The sequence below is a fragment of the Reichenbachiella sp. genome (assembly GCF_039969095.1).
In the GTDB taxonomy this organism is placed as follows: Bacteria; Bacteroidota; Bacteroidia; order Cytophagales; family Cyclobacteriaceae; genus Reichenbachiella.
Genome location: NZ_JBDVOL010000015.1, coordinates 149684 through 169161 on the forward strand (window position 1 = coordinate 149684; position 19478 = coordinate 169161).

Annotated in this window: 12 protein-coding genes and 1 tRNA gene; 6 read left to right on the forward strand and 7 right to left on the reverse strand. The window is 39.2% G+C overall.

Features of this window, described 5'->3' with window-relative positions; all coding sequences use genetic code 11:
• Positions 1–3: 3 nt before the first annotated feature.
• The 3 genes from ABJH98_RS16005 to ABJH98_RS16015 form a co-directional block, all read right to left on the reverse strand.
• The gene (locus ABJH98_RS16005; protein WP_348308711.1) at positions 4–3276 is read right to left on the reverse strand and encodes a glycosyl hydrolase; all 3273 of its coding nucleotides are present in this window, start codon (positions 3274–3276) and stop codon (positions 4–6) included.
• Between the two features lie 147 nt (positions 3277–3423).
• Positions 3424–3498, reverse strand: a tRNA-Val gene (locus tag ABJH98_RS16010).
• A 47-nt stretch (positions 3499–3545) separates the two neighbouring features.
• Positions 3546–4319, reverse strand: a complete 774-nt coding sequence (locus ABJH98_RS16015) for a class I SAM-dependent methyltransferase (RefSeq protein ID WP_348308712.1) — start codon at positions 4317–4319, stop codon at positions 3546–3548.
• A gap of 59 nt (positions 4320–4378) precedes the next feature.
• On the opposite strand from ABJH98_RS16015, the gene ABJH98_RS16020 reads away from it, so the two are divergent.
• Together ABJH98_RS16020 and rlmB are read left to right on the forward strand one after the other, a co-directional pair.
• Complete coding sequence (locus ABJH98_RS16020) at positions 4379–5581, forward strand: GWxTD domain-containing protein (protein ID WP_348308713.1); 1203 nt, start codon at positions 4379–4381, stop codon at positions 5579–5581.
• Positions 5560–6333, forward strand: coding sequence for a 23S rRNA (guanosine(2251)-2'-O)-methyltransferase RlmB (gene rlmB / locus ABJH98_RS16025; RefSeq protein WP_348308714.1), 774 nt, complete (start codon positions 5560–5562; stop codon positions 6331–6333). Before ABJH98_RS16020 ends, rlmB begins: the two co-directional genes overlap by 22 nt.
• Here rlmB and ABJH98_RS16030 read toward each other — a convergent pair.
• On the reverse strand, positions 6330–7403 hold the full coding sequence (locus ABJH98_RS16030; RefSeq protein ID WP_348308715.1) for a mannose-1-phosphate guanylyltransferase: 1074 nt from the start codon (positions 7401–7403) through the stop codon (positions 6330–6332). The two genes, rlmB and ABJH98_RS16030, sit on opposite strands and share 4 nt — an antisense overlap.
• Before the next feature lie 238 nt (positions 7404–7641).
• On the opposite strand from ABJH98_RS16030, the gene recQ reads away from it, so the two are divergent.
• The 4 genes from recQ to ABJH98_RS16050 all read left to right on the forward strand — a co-directional run bounded on the left by recQ (position 7642) and on the right by ABJH98_RS16050 (position 13028).
• The gene (gene recQ / locus ABJH98_RS16035) at positions 7642–9831 is read left to right on the forward strand and encodes a DNA helicase RecQ (protein WP_348308716.1); all 2190 of its coding nucleotides are present in this window, start codon (positions 7642–7644) and stop codon (positions 9829–9831) included.
• Between the two features lie 167 nt (positions 9832–9998).
• The gene (gene purD / locus ABJH98_RS16040) at positions 9999–11276 is read left to right on the forward strand and encodes a phosphoribosylamine--glycine ligase (RefSeq protein WP_348308717.1); all 1278 of its coding nucleotides are present in this window, start codon (positions 9999–10001) and stop codon (positions 11274–11276) included.
• 92 nt (positions 11277–11368) lie between these two features.
• Positions 11369–12535 (forward strand): regulatory iron-sulfur-containing complex subunit RicT, encoded by a 1167-nt coding sequence (ricT, locus tag ABJH98_RS16045; RefSeq protein WP_348308718.1) that lies wholly within the window; start codon positions 11369–11371, stop codon positions 12533–12535.
• 4 nt (positions 12536–12539) lie between these two features.
• The gene (locus ABJH98_RS16050) at positions 12540–13028 is read left to right on the forward strand and encodes a gliding motility lipoprotein GldH (RefSeq protein WP_348308719.1); all 489 of its coding nucleotides are present in this window, start codon (positions 12540–12542) and stop codon (positions 13026–13028) included.
• Position 13029: 1 nt separating this feature from the next.
• On the opposite strand, the gene ABJH98_RS16055 is transcribed toward ABJH98_RS16050, so the two are convergent.
• Genes ABJH98_RS16055 through ABJH98_RS16065 form a run of 3 tightly spaced genes read right to left on the reverse strand, consistent with a single transcriptional unit; the run spans position 13030 to position 19478 of the window.
• Entirely contained in the window at positions 13030–17055 is a 4026-nt protein-coding gene (locus ABJH98_RS16055) for an AAA domain-containing protein (RefSeq protein ID WP_348308720.1), read from the reverse strand.
• Positions 17056–17112: 57 nt separating this feature from the next.
• Positions 17113–18027, reverse strand: a complete 915-nt coding sequence (locus ABJH98_RS16060; protein WP_348308721.1) for a helix-hairpin-helix domain-containing protein — start codon at positions 18025–18027, stop codon at positions 17113–17115.
• A gap of 47 nt (positions 18028–18074) precedes the next feature.
• Complete coding sequence (locus tag ABJH98_RS16065; RefSeq protein WP_348308722.1) at positions 18075–19478, reverse strand: hypothetical protein; 1404 nt, start codon at positions 19476–19478, stop codon at positions 18075–18077.

Genomic DNA, 19478 nt, shown 5'->3' on the forward strand with positions numbered 1-19478 from the left:
TCACTAATCCAAATACCTCAAATTCCTTGGCGTATATGGCGCGCCAGCGGCTTTCAATTCTTTCTTGAAAGCTGCCATTTTCACTTCTAGCAGTTCTTTGGTGGCAGCGTATATTGGCTCTAGTTCTTCTACCGTGATTTTATATACATCTCGGTGTGTCTGTGTAGGTGCAGAAGTTGAAGTGGCTTGTTCCCATCCGAGTGACCCGACGCGGCTGCTCAAGGAAGGTACTTGTCCCATATCGAGTTTGGCTTTGTATGGATCGCCATTCACTTTGATGCTCAAGGCATTCAGCTCTTCTTCGATGGCATTGTAAGACGCCAACAATTCGCTTTGTGATTTTGGAGTCGCGAGAATGGCTGCATTCATGTATTTCATCTCGCCTTTCATTTCGCTCAGAGCTTGTGACACACTAGATACTCTGCCTTCGAGTTTCCCTACTTTGGTCATAAACTCCGCCAAAGCTGCTCTATCAGATGCAGGAAGCGTCGTATTATTGATCGGAATCAAATTGAATGATTGCTTGCCGAGCACAGATTCTTGGCCAGCTACGATAGAAGACATCACAACTGAATAATTGCCTGGAGCGACCATCGTGCCTTCATTGGTACCTGCCCATGGATTGTAGAAAGCCGGTGTGCTTAAGTCAATCGGACCCTTAGCTGTATTGCGCAAGTCCCAGTTGAGCCGGTTGATACCTTTTGCCGGGGTAGTGCTGAGTTTTCTTACTATGTTACCCTTAGCATCTTGAATGGTGAAGAGAAGTACTGGTTTTTCTTCTTCTTTTTCCGCTTTTAGAGCCTCATAGGAAGGGAAGTAGTTGTTAGCTTTTTTCTTCACGTTTTCAGCTTCCTGTTCTTTCCTTTGATCAGCTTTCGATTTGATATCGTCTTTAATGAAATAAGTAAATATTACTTCAGAGCCTAAGTTTTCAGCCGTATAGAAGTTGTCTCCTTGCATGGATTTTCCTTTCAGCCCGTACGGGTAAGAATATTCGAAAAGTAGACCTTCTCTCACAGGGAACAGCTCAGCGTTTTTGCTCAACGTGCTACTCACATTTCTCAATGCAGAGTAATCATCGAGCACATAGAAACCACGTCCGAAAGTACCCAGTACCAAATCATTTTCATCTTTTTGTATGGCTATGTCGCGCACCGCGATAGTTGGTAATCCAGCTTTGAGCTGCTTCCATTCTTGTCCGCCATTGTCGGAGAAGAAAGCACCGAATTCTGTACCTGCAAAAAGCAAATTGGCATCTTTGTGGTCTTCTTCTATGCAATAGGCCGAACCTCTTTCTGGAAGGTTTGCGCTGATGCTCTTCCAGCTGGTTCCCTGATCCGAAGATTTCAAAACGTAAGGTTTGAAATTGCCTCTTTTATGGTCGTTAAATACCGCATAAATTACATTCTTATCATGCTTAGAAGTGAATACCATATTCACATAAGTATTGGCAGGAATGCCTGGAAAACTTGATGATTTTCTCCAGGATTGTCCCCCATCTTTTGAGATTTGAATCAATCCGTCATCGGTTCCTACCACCAATAGATTTTCATCTAATGGTGATTCAGAGAATGCGACAATTGTTCCATAAGGAGAAGTAGAGCGGTTTTTGGCGACAGCATCTACACTCCAGATTCTGTCCATGACTTCCAATTTGTTTCTATCGATTTGAGCAGTCAGATCATCTCCTAACACTTCCCAACTATCTCCTCGGTCGTCACTCCGGAAAAGCTTATTGGCGGCGAAGTAGAGTCGCTGCGGCTGATGAGCACTTACTTGAAGTGGTGCATCCCAATTCCAACGGTATTCGTTTTCTCCTTTTCTTTCCTTGGGCTGAATGCCTTTTTGCTCTCCACTTTTCTTGTCGTATCGAGTCAGTCCTCCATACTGATATTGCGCATATACGATGTCTGTGTTTTCAGGGTCAATTTGCGTTTCAAATCCGTCGCCACCCTGAGTGATGTACCAGTCCGAATTGACAATGCTGCTGGCGCTCACTGTTCTGGACGGTCCACCGAGACTATTGTTGTCCTGAGTACCTCCATAGATATTATAGAAAGGTTTGGCATTATCCACAGAGACTTTGTAGAATTGAGTGATGGAAAGGTTGGCCTTGTAGGACCAGTGTTTTCCACTATTCCAAGTTTCATAAATGCCGCCGTCACATCCAGCAAGCAGATGATTAGTGTTAGCAGGGTTGATCCATAAACAATGGTTGTCCACATGTTTGGCGTCTTCACCTACATTTTTGAAGGTACGGCCACCATCCACAGACACTTGCATCCAGGTGTTCATACTGTAGATTTTATCTGGGTTTACAGGATCTGCTATGATTTCCTGGTAGTAATTTCCACTAGAAGAATAGCTACTTCTTTTTTCCCAAGACTCGCCTCTGGTAGTAGAAATATAAAACCCTCCTTCTCCTCTGGCGGCTTCTACAATCGCATAAATGTATTCAGGGTTAGCTGGTGAAATCGCCAAACCGATTCTGCCTAAATCTACTTTAGGTAAGCCGCTGTTGATTTCCTTCCAGTTTTTTCCTCCATCTGTTGACTTATGAATACCAGAACCTGGCCCTCCGCCTATATAAGTAAATACATGCCGTCTTCTTTGGTGAGAAGTAGCATAAAGTACATCCGAATTTCTAGGATCCATGTGTACTTCGTTTATTCCTGTGTGTTTGTCAATATGTAATATGAGTTCCCAGTTTTTACCCCCATCTGTGGTTTTATAAAGCCCTCTATCACCACCATCGTTCCATAATGGTCCAATGGCTGCCACATACACCACATCTGAATTGTTGGGATCGACTACGATTGAGCCGATATGCTCAGAATTTTTCAGACCCATTTGTTGCCATGTTTTTCCACCATCCAAGGATTTATAAATTCCATCGCCATAAGCCACACTTCTTTGATTGTTGTTTTCACCAGTGCCCACCCAGATCACATTGGAGTTGTTTGGATCCATGGTGACTACACCAATAGAATAACTTCCCTGACCATCGAAAATGGGCTCATAGGTATTTCCGTTATTGGTTGTTTTCCAAACGCCACCTGAGGCCACGGCCACATAGTATTCTGTTGGGTTTGCTGGATTGACGGCAAAATCAGCAATACGTCCAGACATGAGTGCTGGGCCCACATGACGAAACTTCATTCCATCAACTGAAGTTTCGCTGAGCACTGACTGAGGTGTAGAACTTGATGATTTTCTTTTTTGGGCACTAACCGTAAGCGTTCCGAAAATAAGAAGGAGGGTTAAAAGCTGTTTCATTTTTCAGGTATTTGATTTAATAGAAAAAGAAAGGTACATCAATCCCATGCAATATGGCAAATCAAAAAATTGAGGGTGGTTAATAATTGGTGTGAGTGGAGGTATAAAATTAAAGAGGTTACTTGAAGTAACCTCTTTAATAAAATGTGGGTCGTACTGGATTCGAACCAGCGACCTCCGCCCTGTCAAGGCGGCGCTCTAAACCAGCTGAGCTAACGACCCGTTGTACTGTTTGGCAAAGCTATATAAAATGTGATTTTGTACAACTACTATTTGGTGACTACACAAAAAAGATCCAGATTCTCTTCGTGCTCTTCTCTTAAGAAATAATCTGTCCGTTCTATCTCGGTGACAAGCCCTTCATCTTGTTTTTGCAGATTGTTTCTATTGAGCCTATTGAGTAAATCATATGGAATTCTCAATAGCGCATTCGGCAATCTGTATTGCAAATTGAAAACATCGAATCTGGTAATTCGAGCTACTGAAGTCCTGTTTTGTTCATGGTATTCCATCACCTTTTCGTTGCCCGCAATACCTTTCATGTCTACTTGCGAAAAAATGCTACCCGCTAAGTCTTTTAGTTCCTGATTGGTGTACTCCCTTTCGTGCCATGGATTTCTCGAGAGTGACATTTTAATATTAGGTGTCGTAATGACCGCTTGTCCGCCTGGTTTTAGCACTCGGTGAATTTCTTCTAGAAACAGTTTGTCATTTTTAATATGCTCGATCACCTGAAAGGTAATGACTGTATCAAATGAATTGTCTTCGATCTGATCAAAAGGAGGAAAGACCGCAGCTCTAAATTCAACTTCAGGAAATTTGGGTTTTAGATTCTCCACCACTTCTTCGATTTTGTCCAGAGCCAAATAGCTATCAGCCAATGGTGAAAGAACGGAAATACCACGACCTTCACCACATCCAGGTTCGAGGACTTTACCTTTCACAAATGGCATAGCCTCATAGTAGGCCTGAAGCAATCTTTGATGAATGGGGTTGTCGGATACTATTTTGTCCGAGGCTATTTCTGTAGTGTATGTTGCCATAGGGCGCAAAAATAAGTCAATTTTATAGGTTAGTGTCCAATTTGATTTATATTAGTTTCATGTGCATTTTCAAATACTTCTATACTGCTTTAGTTCTAATTATCTTGATGGTTTCAGGGCCAAATATGAATGCTCACGACCTAACGAAAGAAAACTTTAGTTACCTCTACAATCATGACCCAGTCAAAATTGATTATCAAATTGCACAACAAGACTCCCTTTATAAACTGATTTTAACTTTTCATTTGGTGAAGGTGCTTCCTTCAGATAAGCTTGAAGAGTTTGAATTGTATGAGCAGAAAAAAATTAATTCAGGGCAAGAAAGTTTAATAGAGCCAATCTTAGTAAAAGTTGATTCTGGGTTTATTAAGAATGTAATTGAATTGGATTTTTATGCTCAAGAGGAGAGTAATTATTTGGTAGTACAATTTTCCTTTTTAGGGAAACCTTACTTGTATGGAATTCCAATCAATGCTTCTTTGGCATTTCCATTAGCCAACATTATTTATGGTGGGGATAATGAAGCCATGTTTTACGAGGGGTATAAAAAATCGGATTCAGTTTGGTTTGAAGATATTGATGATGCTAGTCAAAAAGATCAATTCCATGCCTACCTGTATGAAGAAAATTTTCCCGCTGCCATCCCACCCATGGTAGTGGATGGAGTAGCTTCTGGCGAAATGCTACAGATAAAAAAGCGATTGGCTTTTAGGCGGGGTATGATGCTCAATGAAGCTGATTACTTATATTTTATTCAGAATGATACAGCTTCGGACAAAGGGGTGTCTATTTTAAGTCACAAGGAATATTACCCTCGAAATAAAAAAGTTGGGGAGCTGATCGAAGCGCTGAAATATATCTGTACTGGCGATGAGTTTGAAGAACTGAACAGCGCAGAAGATAAGAAATTGGCTTTTAATAATTTTTGGCTCAGCCATATTGATGATAAGAAACTGGCCTCTGAAACGATTAAAAAATATTTTCGATCAGTGAAGTTTGCTAACGCGCTATTTACGGATTATAAAAATGGATGGAAGACAGATCGAGGCATGATTTATATCGCATTTGGTCCGCCAGAAGTAGTTACAAAAAAAGAGGAGTTAGAAATATGGGAGTATAAGACATTCGATGGTGATTTAAAGTTTATTTTTGCCAAAACACGCAACTTATTTGTTCAATACCACTATTCCCTCATTCGCGAGAAGTCGCTCAATAAGGCGTGGTTTACGGCAGTACAAAAATGGAGAACCGGAGATTTGTAAAACGACCCCCAAGAAAAGAAGAACCTGATAATATGATATTTGGCACCCGTGCCGTAATCGAAACGATCAAATCAGGAAAAACCATAGAGCGGATATTTCTTCAAAAGGACTTAAAGAATGATTTGACTAAGGAATTGGTTGAATTGCTCAGAGGGTCAATGGTAACTGTGTCTAAAGTGCCAGTAGAAAAGCTCAATCGATTGACCAGAAAAAACCATCAAGGAGTAGTAGCATTTGTTTCTCCAATAGATTTTGTTACGCTGCACAATATTGTGGCAAACAGCTATGAAAACGGATTGGCTCCATTGGTTCTGATCTTGGATCGAGTGACTGACGTTCGAAATTTTGGAGCGATTTGTAGGTCCGCAGAGTGTGCGGGCGTAAATGGAGTGATTATTCCGACCAAAGGAGGAGCGATGATTAACTCTGATGCCGTTAAAACCTCTGCAGGAGCATTAAGTTACCTGCCCATTTGCAAAGAAGATAGTTTGACACACTCCATCAAGTATTTGAAAGACAGTGGTTTTCAAATTGTTGCTTGTACAGAAAAGACAGAAAAAAAAGTATTTGATGCTGATTTGTCTATCCCAACGGCCATTATCATGGGTTCTGAAGAGGATGGAATTTCTGAAGAATTGCTCAATGCAGCTGATGAGAAATTGATGATTCCTATCGTAGGCCAGATTGATTCTTTAAATGTATCTGTAGCCGCTGGAGTTATCTTATTCGAAAGTATGAGGCAGCGAAGCTAGAGATATTTGTCGCCTTTTAGTTTTTTGGCTTGCGCTACATATTCTCGAAATTGGGCGTCTTGATCTTTTTTGCAAACGATTAGTACGTCATCAAAATCTCCAACGAGGTAGCCTTCCAGATTGTCAAGTACAAGTAATCTTTTTGTTTCCGATTTGACAATATTGTCTTTGCAATCGCCAAGAATAACTTGCCCATCTATCACATTATCGTTTTCATCCTTTTCTCTGATTTCGTGAAGAGAATTCCAAGATCCTAAATCAGACCAATCGAAAGTGCCCTGCACAACATAGACTTCTTTTGATTTTTCCAAAATGCCATAATCGATGGATATGTTTTCGCATTGTGGATAAATTCGATCGATATATGATTTCTCACCCTTTTCGTAATATTCTGAATCTCCTGCATCGAAGGCTTCAGCTATATCAGGTAATGAAAGTTCAAAAGATTTAACAATTGCCGGAATAGACCAAACAAAAATCCCTGCATTCCATACAAAATCGCCACTTTCTAAAAACTTCTTAGCCAAAGCTAATTCGGGTTTCTCTGTAAAAGTCTTTACTTTTTTTACTTCATTTTCACTTTCTAAGTATTGGATATATCCATATCCAGTTTCAGGGCGGTTAGGCGTGATCCCTACAGTTAGTAGTTTGTCAGAACCTACAGCAGCAGTGGTTGCTGTTTTAATTACCTTGGTGAAATTTTCTTCTTGAAAAATGGCATGATCTGCTGGTGTCACTACCATCACAGCATCGGGATTTTGCTTTCGGATTTTGTATGCAGCATAAGCGATGCATGGAGCAGTATTTCTCCTAGCTGGTTCCGTCAGAATATGTTCTGGATTCATGTCAGGCAACTGTTCTTGCACCAAATCCGCATATATGTCATTAGTTACAACCAATATGTTATCTTTGCTTGTTGTTAACAGAAAACGCTGGTAGGTCATTTGTAGAAGTGATTTACCATTGCCCAATACATCAATAAATTGCTTGGGTCTTGTGTTTCGACTATACGGCCAAAACCTACTTCCAACACCTCCTGCCATTATTACTACAAAAACTTCTGATTTCATTTTTAATGAATTATTGGATGGCAAATATAGAAGGAGAATAATAGTATGCGTAACTAATCAATCAAAGAATTAGTAATAGAATTGTGATAGGATCATTCAATTTCAATTGATTTTATCATGGTATTTGTATAATTTAAATAATAATTAACCAGCGACCGGAAACGAAATTTTGCAAGGCTAACTATGGTTAGCTCATTTTTTGTTAAATTATGTATCCGGTATATAAATTGAGAAGAAGATGATTGCATGCCAGGAGGATGAACTGAGGGGAAAACTGAAAGAAATATTTGGCTTTAGTAATTTCCGAGGGAATCAAGAACAAATCATAAACAACCTACTTTCGGGGCGAAATACATTCGTATTGATGCCGACAGGAGCCGGAAAATCTCTGTGCTATCAGTTACCAGCAATAATCAGTGAAGGTACAGCGATAGTCATTTCGCCGCTTATAGCACTGATGAAAAATCAAGTAGATCAGCTCAATGCTTTCGGAGTGAATGCCCAATTCATGAACTCGACTCTCAATAAAACTGAGATGAAGCGAGTGAAAGCGGATACCTTATCAGGCAAAGTAAAACTACTTTACGTAGCACCTGAATCATTGACTAAGGAGGAAAACATAGAGTTTTTATCCCAAGCCAAAATATCCTTTGCTGCTATTGATGAAGCACATTGTATTTCAGAATGGGGACATGACTTTCGCCCGGAGTATCGAAAAATTAAATCCATCATAGGTCAGTTTGGTGATATACCCATCATTGCCTTGACGGCGACAGCCACGCCTAAAGTCCAATTGGATATCCAGAAGAATCTCCAAATGGAAGAAGCTGACGTGTTTAAGTCTTCTTTTAATAGAAAAAATCTTTATTATGAAATCAGACCTAAAGTTGATGTAAAGAAACAACTCATCAGGTTTGTAAAAGAACAAAAAGGTACGTCAGGGATAATCTACTGTTTGAGTAGAAAAAAAGTAGAAGAAATAGCAGAGCTACTCAAAGTAAATGATGTCAATGCGGCGCCTTATCACGCAGGGCTAGATAGTAATTTACGAATGAAGCATCAAGACGGCTTTCTCAACGAAGACATAGATGTGATAGTAGCAACTATTGCCTTTGGAATGGGGATTGACAAGCCAGATGTCAGATTTGTGGTACATTATGATGCACCCAAATCCTTGGAAGGGTATTATCAAGAAACAGGACGAGCTGGTCGCGATGGATTGGAAGGCAAATGCATCTTGTTTTATACTCTTGATGATATTATCAAACTTGAAAAGTTCAATAAGGATAAACCAGTCACTGAGAGAGAAAATGCAAAATTGCTTTTAGAAGAAGTTTCCTCTTATGCTGAGTCTTCTGTGTGTCGAAGAAAACAGCTTCTCCATTATTTTGGTGAAGAATATATGGATCCTGATTGCTCTGACGAAGGGTTGTGCGATAATTGCGCACACCCCAAAGAGTTATTTGAAGGTCAAGAATTTATCCAACAAGTCATACAAACTTCGATTAAAACAGAAGAACGATTTGGCATCAAGCACCTTGTAAATGTAATTAGAGGTATTGAAAGTCAATATGTCAAAAGTTATAACCATAGCAATTTGGATGTATATGGCATTGGCAAAAATGAGACAGAAGTCTTTTGGAGATCTGTGGTACGTCAAACTTTATTAAACGAATTCCTAACAAAGGATATCGAGAATATTGGTGTGCTCAAAGTGACCGATAAGGGGCATGAATTTCTTACGAAACCTTTTTCAGTGGAGCTATCTAGAGATCATGATTATACAGTTGAAAATTTGGATCATGACAACGGAGTAGATGCAAATGGTAAGGCGCACGATGAAGACTTATTTGATATATTAAAAGGCATTCGAAAAAAGGTTGCAAAACAAAAGAATTTGCCCCCATATGTGATCTTTCAAGACCCTTCTCTGGAGGAAATGGCCACGAGCTACCCAACAACCAAAGAAGATCTAGCACAAGTCAATGGCGTAGGCATGGGTAAGGTCATGAAGTTTGGCAAACCTTTTATTGATGCTATTTCCAATTACGTTGTTGAAAATGAATTAGAAACCGCATCCGATGTGGTCATCAAATCTGCGGTCAATAAATCGAAAATCAAGATTTTCTTGATACAACAAATTGATCGAAAAGTAGATTTAGAGGAAGTGGCAGATATCAAGAATATTTCTTTCGATCAAGTTTTGACTGAGATAGAAAACATTTGTTTTTCAGGCACTAAACTTAACTTGGACTACTATATCGATCAGTTTATAGATGATGATCGACAAGATGATCTCTTGGACTATTTCATGACTGCCGACACAGACGATTTGGATATCGCAATGGACGAACTAGAACAAGATGGGTATTCAGAAGATGAGGTTCGTTTGATGCGAATCAAGTTCATGTCTGAACACGCCAATTAAAGCCCAGATATTTTCTCATTACCGCAGTGGATTCATGAATTGGATTAATTTTGCTCTTGACTAAAACCTTGCAAAATATCTGCTAGGCGAGGTTGAAAAAAACTAATTTGATCGGCGCAGAAGTCGAGGAAATATATCCCATTGAATGGGTAAAATCGAATGAATTCATGAACGTACTCGTAATAGGAGCTGGAGGGCGAGAACACGCGCTGGCTTGGAAAATCAAACAAAGCCCAAATTGTAACGAACTGTTTATAGCACCAGGAAATGCTGGTACGGCAACTGTAGGTGCCAACCTCAATATTGGTGTGAATGATTTTGAAGAGTTGGGACAGCAAGTATTGGACAAAAAGATTGACTTAGTCATAGTTGGACCAGAGGAACCATTAGTGAAGGGCATTCGAAATTACTTTGCCTCAAAAGAGGAACTCAAAAATATTTTGATGGTTGGGCCAGATGAAGTCGGGGCTCAATTAGAAGGTAGTAAAGACTTCTCTAAAGCCTTTATGGTTAGAAACAATATCCCAACAGCAGGTTCTTTGACGGTAACTGCTGATAGTTTAGCCGAGGGAATAAAGTTTTTATCGAAGGTAAAAGCACCCTATGTACTCAAAGCTGATGGATTGGCTGCAGGCAAAGGTGTGATCATAACGGAGGATATTAAGGAAGCAGAACATGCCTTGAAAGAAATGCTTGCCGGTCAGTTTGGTGCGGCCAGCAGCAAAGTATTGATTGAAGAGTACCTGCATGGCATCGAACTTTCAGTTTTTGTATTGACTGACGGCAAGTCGTATATGACACTTCCCGAAGCGAAAGATTATAAGCGAATTGGAGAAGGAGACACAGGGCCAAATACAGGAGGTATGGGCGCCGTTTCACCAGTTTCTTTTGCCGATGAGAATTTCATGAAAAAGGTGGATGATAAAGTGATCAAACCAACAGTAAATGGATTGCAAGCGGATGGGATCGATTTTATTGGGTTTCTTTTTATTGGATTAATGAATGTAAATGGCGAACCTTTTGTGATAGAATATAATGTAAGAATGGGAGATCCTGAGACAGAAGTTGTCATGCCAAGAATTAAGTCAGATATGCTCTCACATTTAGCAGCTGCTGCAAAAAGGGAACTGGCTCAGGAAACGCTAGAAATAAAACCAGAAACAGCCACCACTGTAGTAGCCGTAGCAGAAGGATATCCTGGATCGTATGAAAAAGGAAGAAAAATGATTGGTTTGAATAATGCCTTCAAAGGCATTGTTTTTCATGCTGGTACAGCACATCAAGGAGATCAGATAGTAACCAATGGAGGGAGAGTAATAGCTTCTACAGGATTAGGGACTGATATTCAGTCAGCTCTTGATCAATCCTATGAAAACTTGCAATCTATCCAATGGGATGGCATGAATTACCGAAAGGATATCGGTCAGGATTTGTTGTCACTCTGACAATCTATCGGTTAGAAAAATTTACCGTCATTTGTTAATAATGGGGATAACAATTCTTCATTATATTTAAGGCTAATATAAGCGAGGACAAGATGTCGGGATGCAGTACTTGCAGCACATTGACCGCTGCAGACGGAAGTATAAAAGGATGTAAGAGTAACGGCGGTTGTAGCAGTGGAGGCTGCAACAAGATGAATACTTTTGACTGGCTCTCCAATATGGAGACTCCTGCCAAATATCAATTTGACATTTTTGAAGTAAGATTTAAAAATGGCCGCAAAGATTTTTTCCGCAATTCGAATGACATAGAGATATATCCAGGTGACCCCGTGGTAGTAGATGTGCCCAACGGTCACCATATTGGCTATGTATCCTTACAAGGAGAATTAGTCCGCCTTCAGATGAATAAAAAGAAGGTTAAAAACGATGATGAGATCCGTAGTATTTATCGTGTGGCTTCTCAAAAAGACCTTGAAAAGCTTGATTCTGTTCAAAATCGAGAAAACCCTACCATGTTTCGTTCTCGTGAGATTATCAATGAGTTGAAACTCGAAATGAAGCTCACAGATGTCGAATATCAAGCTGACAATTCTAAAGCCACTTTTTATTATTCCGCGGACGAGCGTGTAGATTTTAGAGAATTGATCAAAAGATTGGCCGGAGAATTTAAAATTCGTGTCGAAATGCGACAAATCAGTCTGCGACAAGAAGCTGGAAGGTTAGGTGGTATTGGATCTTGCGGACGTGAACTTTGTTGCTCTACGTGGTTGACGGATTTTAAAAATGTATCCACCTCAGCAGCGAGATATCAAAATCTATCATTGAATCCAAGTAAGCTGTCTGGTCAGTGTGGTCGACTTAAATGTTGTCTCAACTATGAATTGGAGACATACATGGATGCTCTCAAAGATATCCCAAAAGTAGAAGCAGGTCTATTGACTGATAAAGGAGAAGCTCGATTGCAGAAGACTGATATCTTCAGAAAAATCATGTGGTTTGGTTACAAAAACGACAACGCATGGATCGCGCTTGGTGCGGATCGAGTAAAAGAAATTCAAAAGCTGAACCAAGACGGCAAAAAACCAGAAACCTTATTAGAAGATAAGGTGGGAGGAGAGAACCGTGAGTCTCAATCTCTGAACAGTGATTTAGAGCGAATGGATAAAAAATTCCGTAAAGGAGGAAAGCCAAAAAATAAAAATCGTCGCAATAAAAAGCGAGGAGGAAAAAATAAATTCAATAAGAAAAAACCTGATTAATCTTATGCTTAAATCTATCTATCAATTATTGGTTGTGAGTGGACTTGCCGCGTCAATAATGGCTTGCAGTAGTAATACCGTTATTGATGAACAATCTGATATTCAGGAAGGACTTTGGCACTTAGATTCCCTAGTTGCATTTCAATTTGAAATTGAAGACACCACGTCAGCCTACCAAATTCAATATAACGTCAGATATTCGGTGAATTACCCATATTACAATCTTTTTTTAAAGTACTACCTTGAAGATTCTACTGGAGAAATTCTTTCGTCTGAGCTGCAGGAGTTGATCCTTTTTGATAAAAAAACTGGGGAACCAATCGGAGAAGGATTGGGAGATTTGTTTGATCGTGGAGTGCCAGTATTTGAAGACCAGAAATTTTCTTATGCTGGATCGTATTCTTTTAAAGTAAAGCAATTCATGAGAATGGAACAACTGCCTGGTATACTATCCTTTGGATTGAAAATCCAAAAACCTGAAGAACAAGAATAAATTACTCGTCTATTGCTCTAGTAATCAATCTATTGATTCTTTCTTTGATATGTTCTGAGTCCATCCAAAACTGACGACTGGATATCATTTCGAATTTCCAATTTTTTTGTTTTAGCGTAAAGGGCCTGTACACATGAGATGCTTTTATAGAAATATCATGATGATACAAGTCGTCATCGGTGATTAAAGCTGCTACATATTGGTCTTTGTTCTTAATTGCCAAATCCACAAAAGGAAGTGTGTGGTCGATTTCCAATGTTTTGAAATGATCAAATCCAAGTGCTTGAATTCTGTCTTTTAAAAACCAAGAAGACGAGTGATTGTCAGTTGATTTTTCTGCACGAGTGAGAGTCCTTTCTGAAATGGCGTAAGCATATTCCAAGTATTTTTTGAGTAGCTTAGGCCCTTCGTTTTTGGCCTCTTCTACGTGGAGTTGCTGAGGCATGATACTAGTGACCAAATAGATTTTTTCTCTGGCTCTAGTTATTGCTACATTCAGTCTGTTTTCTCCGCCTTCAGCATTTAAACTCCCAAAATTCATGTTCATTTTGCCATTTAGATCTGGACCGTAAACGGTAGAGAAAATGATCACATCTTTTTCATCTCCCTGAATGTTTTCTATGTTTTTAACAATGAGTGATTCTGGTATGGTAAAGTTGTTTTCGAGCGAATACTCTTCTAAAAAATCTAAAATATACATTTGCTGAGTGGCGTTAAAAGTGACCACTCCAATTTCCAGTTTGGAATTCTTTTTAAGTAGACCTTGAATGATTTGTGCCACTCGAACGGCCTCCTCATGATTGGTGTTTTTCTGCCAAAAGCCTTCAACTTTCACATAATCAATGGCAGTTTGATCCTTGTTCAAGTCGTTGAAGTCTGGAAGCATTTTTAAGCGTTGATCATAGAAGTGATCATTGGAGAATCGAATGAGGTCAAGATTTTTACTTCGATAATGGCCATTGAGCTGGACTTGCATCAAGTATTGACTGCCAAGATTGAGCAATGAATCAAAATCCAGTTCGATTACGTCTTGATCATTTTCTTCCTCCCAGCGTACTTGGTATAAATCATTGGGGCGAAGTTGCTTGTCGTCACCAGCAATAACCACCTGCTTTCCTCTGAACATGGCAGGAATGCCTTTTTCAACAAAACACTGTGAGGCCTCATCGAATATCACAAGATCAAATACTTTTTCCATTGGGAAAATTGCGGAAGCAGATTCTGGCGAAGCCAGCCAGCATGGAATCAAGTCGAACACTTCGCGTGGGTAATTGGCAATCACTTTTCTTACAGGCCAAATTCTTCTTTTTTTGGTTACTTGATGATATAGGTCTCTGTAAGTGACACGATTGTTGAGTCGGTTGTATTCTACATTCTTATAGACTCGTTCTCTTGCCTTGAGCAGGAGTATTTCTACACTCATGCTTAATTTGTTTTTCACGCATTCTTGAAGCTCAGCTTGCATGTCCTCAAATTTTTGAGAAGATACAGCTCTGAGTATCGGGAATTTTAGTTCAATATGCTCGATCCAAGCCAACCTGAGACTGTTATCGAACAATCGCCACCAATCGTCAGCATTTACGCGAGGTTCTTCTTCTAGTAGCTTGGTGATGATTCTTAATTCATCCTCATTTAATTCATTTTGGAGTTTATCAAACTCACAAAGCGAATCGAAATCTTTCTTCAGTGAAGAAAGTAATTGCTCAACATCCAATTGACCAGCAAAAATCAACCTTAACTGAGGAATGGAAAAGTAAACTTCCCATTCTTCCAATTTTTCACCAATGGGCTTCAAAGCGGTCAATAATGAGCTGAGCTTGTTTGTATATTCGGTTTGATTAAGAGAAAGCGGTGAAATGTATTCGTTCATGTGACGAATCTCATTTAGTGTGGTTTGAGCTTCTGCTGCTTGTTTTTGGTAGAAAAACCAATTTTTAATTTCTACTTTGGAATTGCCAGGAGGAAAGGGTCCTAAGGCTGGCTCACCTTTTAATGTACTCAGGTTATGCTCTAGGTTGAGTCGATTATCAACTTTTTGAACTAGCGTATCAAAACTAGCACGATCACTTTTCAGTCCATTGTTTACCAGTACTCGTGTAATGAATATTTTGTCTTTGGAAAAGAGCTTCCACCGCAGCCATTTAAAAATGCTTTTACGAGCATCCAAACTTCTATCCAATGCCTCTTGAAAGCGACCTAGCTCATCAGAAGAAAGTGAAAGTTCTGCGCCTTCCCCTTCATAACTCTGCATCACTAACTTTTCAGTTTCTACGAGTTTTTCCTTACTCACTACTCGTTGGGCATTTCTGAGCACTAGATTAAGCGCGTTATAAACGAGTGGATCTTTTAGAACAGAAACCAAATGCTCAATTTCCGAGTACTTTTTTATGATCTCTACAACATCTTCGAATGACACTTTTTTGCCTATGGCTTTTTCAGTCACTGTTTCCAGCACATTGATATAGAGTTTGATCTCTTCTAGGTGTTTAGAAATCAAGTTAAGATCAGAAACTTTGTAATTGATAAAGGGCTTTCTATTGAACCACGGGTGGTGTTCGTTGAGAAAACCTTCCCCATACTGAGTATAAGTGTATAATTTTCTTTTGAAGCTGTCTAGATCATTAAATTTTATATCTCGATATTCTAGGTTCAAGCTAACAGCAGGAGCATGAGGGTCGGAAGTGAGGTATAATTCTTTCACTGATAGGCCACATTCGGTTTCGTCGAACAGGCTCGCTTTAAATTCTGATAGTTCTTCGTCCAGCTGGTCGATTCGCCTACTTGTTTTTAAAAAATTACGTTCAAGTTGGATAGCATCAAGAGAATTATTCACAGACTGGTAATCTTCCATTCTATTGATCTGCCCCTCGAGTTGTTCATAGATGGGCTTACGATCATTTTTAAAATCGTGAAGTAATCCTATGAAATCGTTTAATTCTTTTTCCTTTAATCTTTCGAAAACAACATCAAGAGCTGCTTTTTTTTGACTGACAACGAGAACATTCTTTCCTCTGGCAATGTAATCAGCCACCAGATTACATATAAGTTGTGATTTGCCAGTACCTGGAGGGCCTTGTACAACGGCAGAATTTCCTTTTTTGACTGCTTTGATCACGTTTTCCTGATAAGCATCCATCTTGAATGGAGTAAAGGTCTGGTCTTCCTTTACACGTTTGAGAAAGCGATAGTAGGAGGTGTCCTCACTCTGGGTTTCATCAAGATTACGTTCAGCGAAAAACTGCTCTAAGGTTGAAAGTTTCGGGTGCTCTAAAAGCGTGAGGTAGTCTGGGACAAGGTAAGAGCCAGCTTGCGGAAAAATCCCGACAACAGCCTCTGGAAACAATTTGAGTTCACCGTCTTTTTCAGAAAGTTCGAGTTCAGATCGTTTATAGGTTTTGAAGCTGGATAGCTCATTAGTGAAATTGTCCTGATTAAAATTGATCTCTAATTGCTCTTCTTTTAATAATTCATAGAGGTCTGTCCTGAAGCCTTTGCTCTCTTTGTCAAAATCATCAAACACTCTTTCCAATAGATTCTCATTGGCTGGCAAGCCATTGAAGTATGCGTAAGCTAGAAGAAAAGATTTATTCATGGTCACGTTTACATCTTTCCTACTCATCAGATGCCAGTCCTTTTTGTCAGCATCCAATTCCACAGGAAAAAATAGCAGTGGGCATCTGACTAATGTGCCATCAGAAAATTTTCCTTTAACAAAAGGCCATCCAACGTATAAATCTTTAGCTCCACGCTCTTCGAAAATCAGATGATCCTCACGTTTGAGTTGTTTTATTTTTTGAGACAAACGATTTGAGTCCTGGTCTCTACTATTTTGAATTTCACATAAAGGGATTTTTGCTTTTCTGGATAGAATTCCCTCAAGGATGCTGAAAGAGGGCTCGTTTCTAGCAAAATCAAATTCATGAAGATCTATAAATTGACCTACGGGTAGCTTAGGCAATAAAATAGAACGGCTGTTACCAGATAAATTGGTTAACCTTCGCAAGTAAGACTGAAGTATTTCTCTCATGAGATAAGTTCTGAATGTAAAATAGAAAAGGATATTGATTTTCCCTAAAGGGTATTCTTATTCTGTTTTTTCTATTGTCAGATAAGGAGCTATTCTACGATATAATGAGTCTGAGATGGTATATATTTTTTTCAACTCCTCTACAGATTGGTAGTCTCCATGCTGTGCGCGATACTTCACAATGGCTCTACTGGTTTTGTAATTCAAATAAGGATGTTTTGATAAGAAATTGATGGAGTCTTCATTGATATTAATTTTCTTAGCCGAAGAAATGAGAATGTCAAAATGACTTAACATCCTTTGATATACCTCTTCTTCTAGGCCATAAACCTCTTTAAGCTGTGTTGTACTTGTATATCCTCCTAGGAGTTCGCGATACTTAATAATTCGACCAGAGAGTACGGGTCCAATTCCTCGCACTATTTGAAGTTGTGCGGAATCGGCAAGATTAAGGTCAAACTTTGCCGCTTCTTTTTCGACCACCATCTTTTCAATAACTTTTTTGAGTGCAGGAGCGGTACTTTTAGGTTTTGGCATGGGCTTCGGAATAATTATATATTCAAAGTATGCCGTCACGAGCTTTTGGTTTATGCCATAAATCTTTAGCAGATCTTCTTTCTTTTTGAATGAGCCTCCTTTATTTCTGTATTTTATAATATTCTGGGCAGTTTTCTTTTTGAACCCGAGAGTCACCCATTTTTCTTCATTGATTGTATTAGGATTGAAAAAAGTAGGAATGAAGGTGGTACTGTCTTCAGTTTTTAGTTTACTCTTAGATTCTTCCAGCCAGGCTTTCAACAACCGTTCATCTTCTAATTGACTTTGTGAAGATTGTTTTGAAAGGGCATTTTTCAATAGGTTGGGTGCAGCCAGAATCAAAACAAGGATGGGGACTAATATGATTAGACCGTTGGTTTCGGAAGATGAGAACCCAAAGAATAATCTGATTCTATTTTTTAGTTTGGTTAGCACAAAATAAAAATAGCATAATAACTATTAAGTTCCGAAATAAATTATATCTAAGGAATGGAGTCTTTTCTCTCATATGCACCAATATCTGGCATGGCATCTCGGAGAGAGCCTAAAAGGTCATGGGTAACTGAGGAAGGAGAAGCCTTGTCTCTAGCATTTGATAGAGAATCAATTTGATAATTAAAGAAATTTGGTGAATAAAAACCAGGATAATTATCCTCTTGACTAATTAAATTTCCTAAATCAACCCAAGACTCTTGCTCTGAACGAAGAATATTATTTTCAACTTGAACAATTGCGATTGCATTGGTTGAAATATCAACCACTAGTTCTTCGTCTTCCCTTCCCCAGACAATGGAATTGGTCAATTGGACTGATAAATCGTTAGAGAAAACTGAGCCATTACCAAAATCTAAGTAATTGGTGAATCCTACCGAAGCACCTTCACGAGTAAACTCGTTTGGTGAATTAGAAAATGTACAGTGATTTAAAGTATATGTACCACCCCCTAACCCGGCGATGAGCTGATTTCTACAATTGAATATTTCAAGATTGTGAGCATCTAGGGTACCAGCATATGCAGTAAGGCCTGACTCAGACATGTGTTGTATGGAAGTATTACTTATTTGTAGTTCGGCTCCATTTCCACTATTCAAATCCACTGCTAAAATCACCCCATTTGTACCATTTTTTATCGTAGTATGATCGATGACATTGCCAGTACTTCCTGGGAAGAAAAAGAGGCTTCCCCATTGGCCAGGAGCTATATCATATTTTGGGTCCAATCGAGTATTTGCTATTAGAATTTTTTCTTCTGCTGTTCCTTGAAGAAGTACAGTACCTGCTATCGTTAACATGGCTCCATTGTCAATGAAAATTCTAGAACCTGCTTCCACTGTGAGTTGGCAATCTGAGGCCACCCATGCGGAGTCATAAATCACATAAGGTTTGTCTTTAGTCCAAACGGCATTGCAAGGAATGGCTTCATTGTTTAGAAAAACAGCATCCTGTCCCCATGCGACTAATTTGATGTTTTCTGACCTGTTATTATAAGTTACAACTACAGAGTCTTTGACTAAAAAAGGTAAGTTCTGATTGTTAGGGTCAATCAAAACTTCCACGAGCACTAAAAGACTATCATTCCCAAAAATAATTTCGTCTTGAAACAAATAATTCTCAATTCCATTTACAGTAATCAAATAGGGTGACTTATCTCCGTTCCCGATAGAAAGCTGATTCAGTTTTATGGCTTTGTCATGAGTATTGTAAATCTTGAAGCGTTTGGTAATACTTCCCACACTACTGAATAAAGTATCGAAAGTGACAGTATCTGTAGAATAGGAGAGTTGCAAACCGTTATCGGATGATAACTCTTCAACTGAAGGATCACACCCCATAAATGCAAATGGCAAGAACATAGAAAGCAATATGAAATGCTGGATTAATTTCAA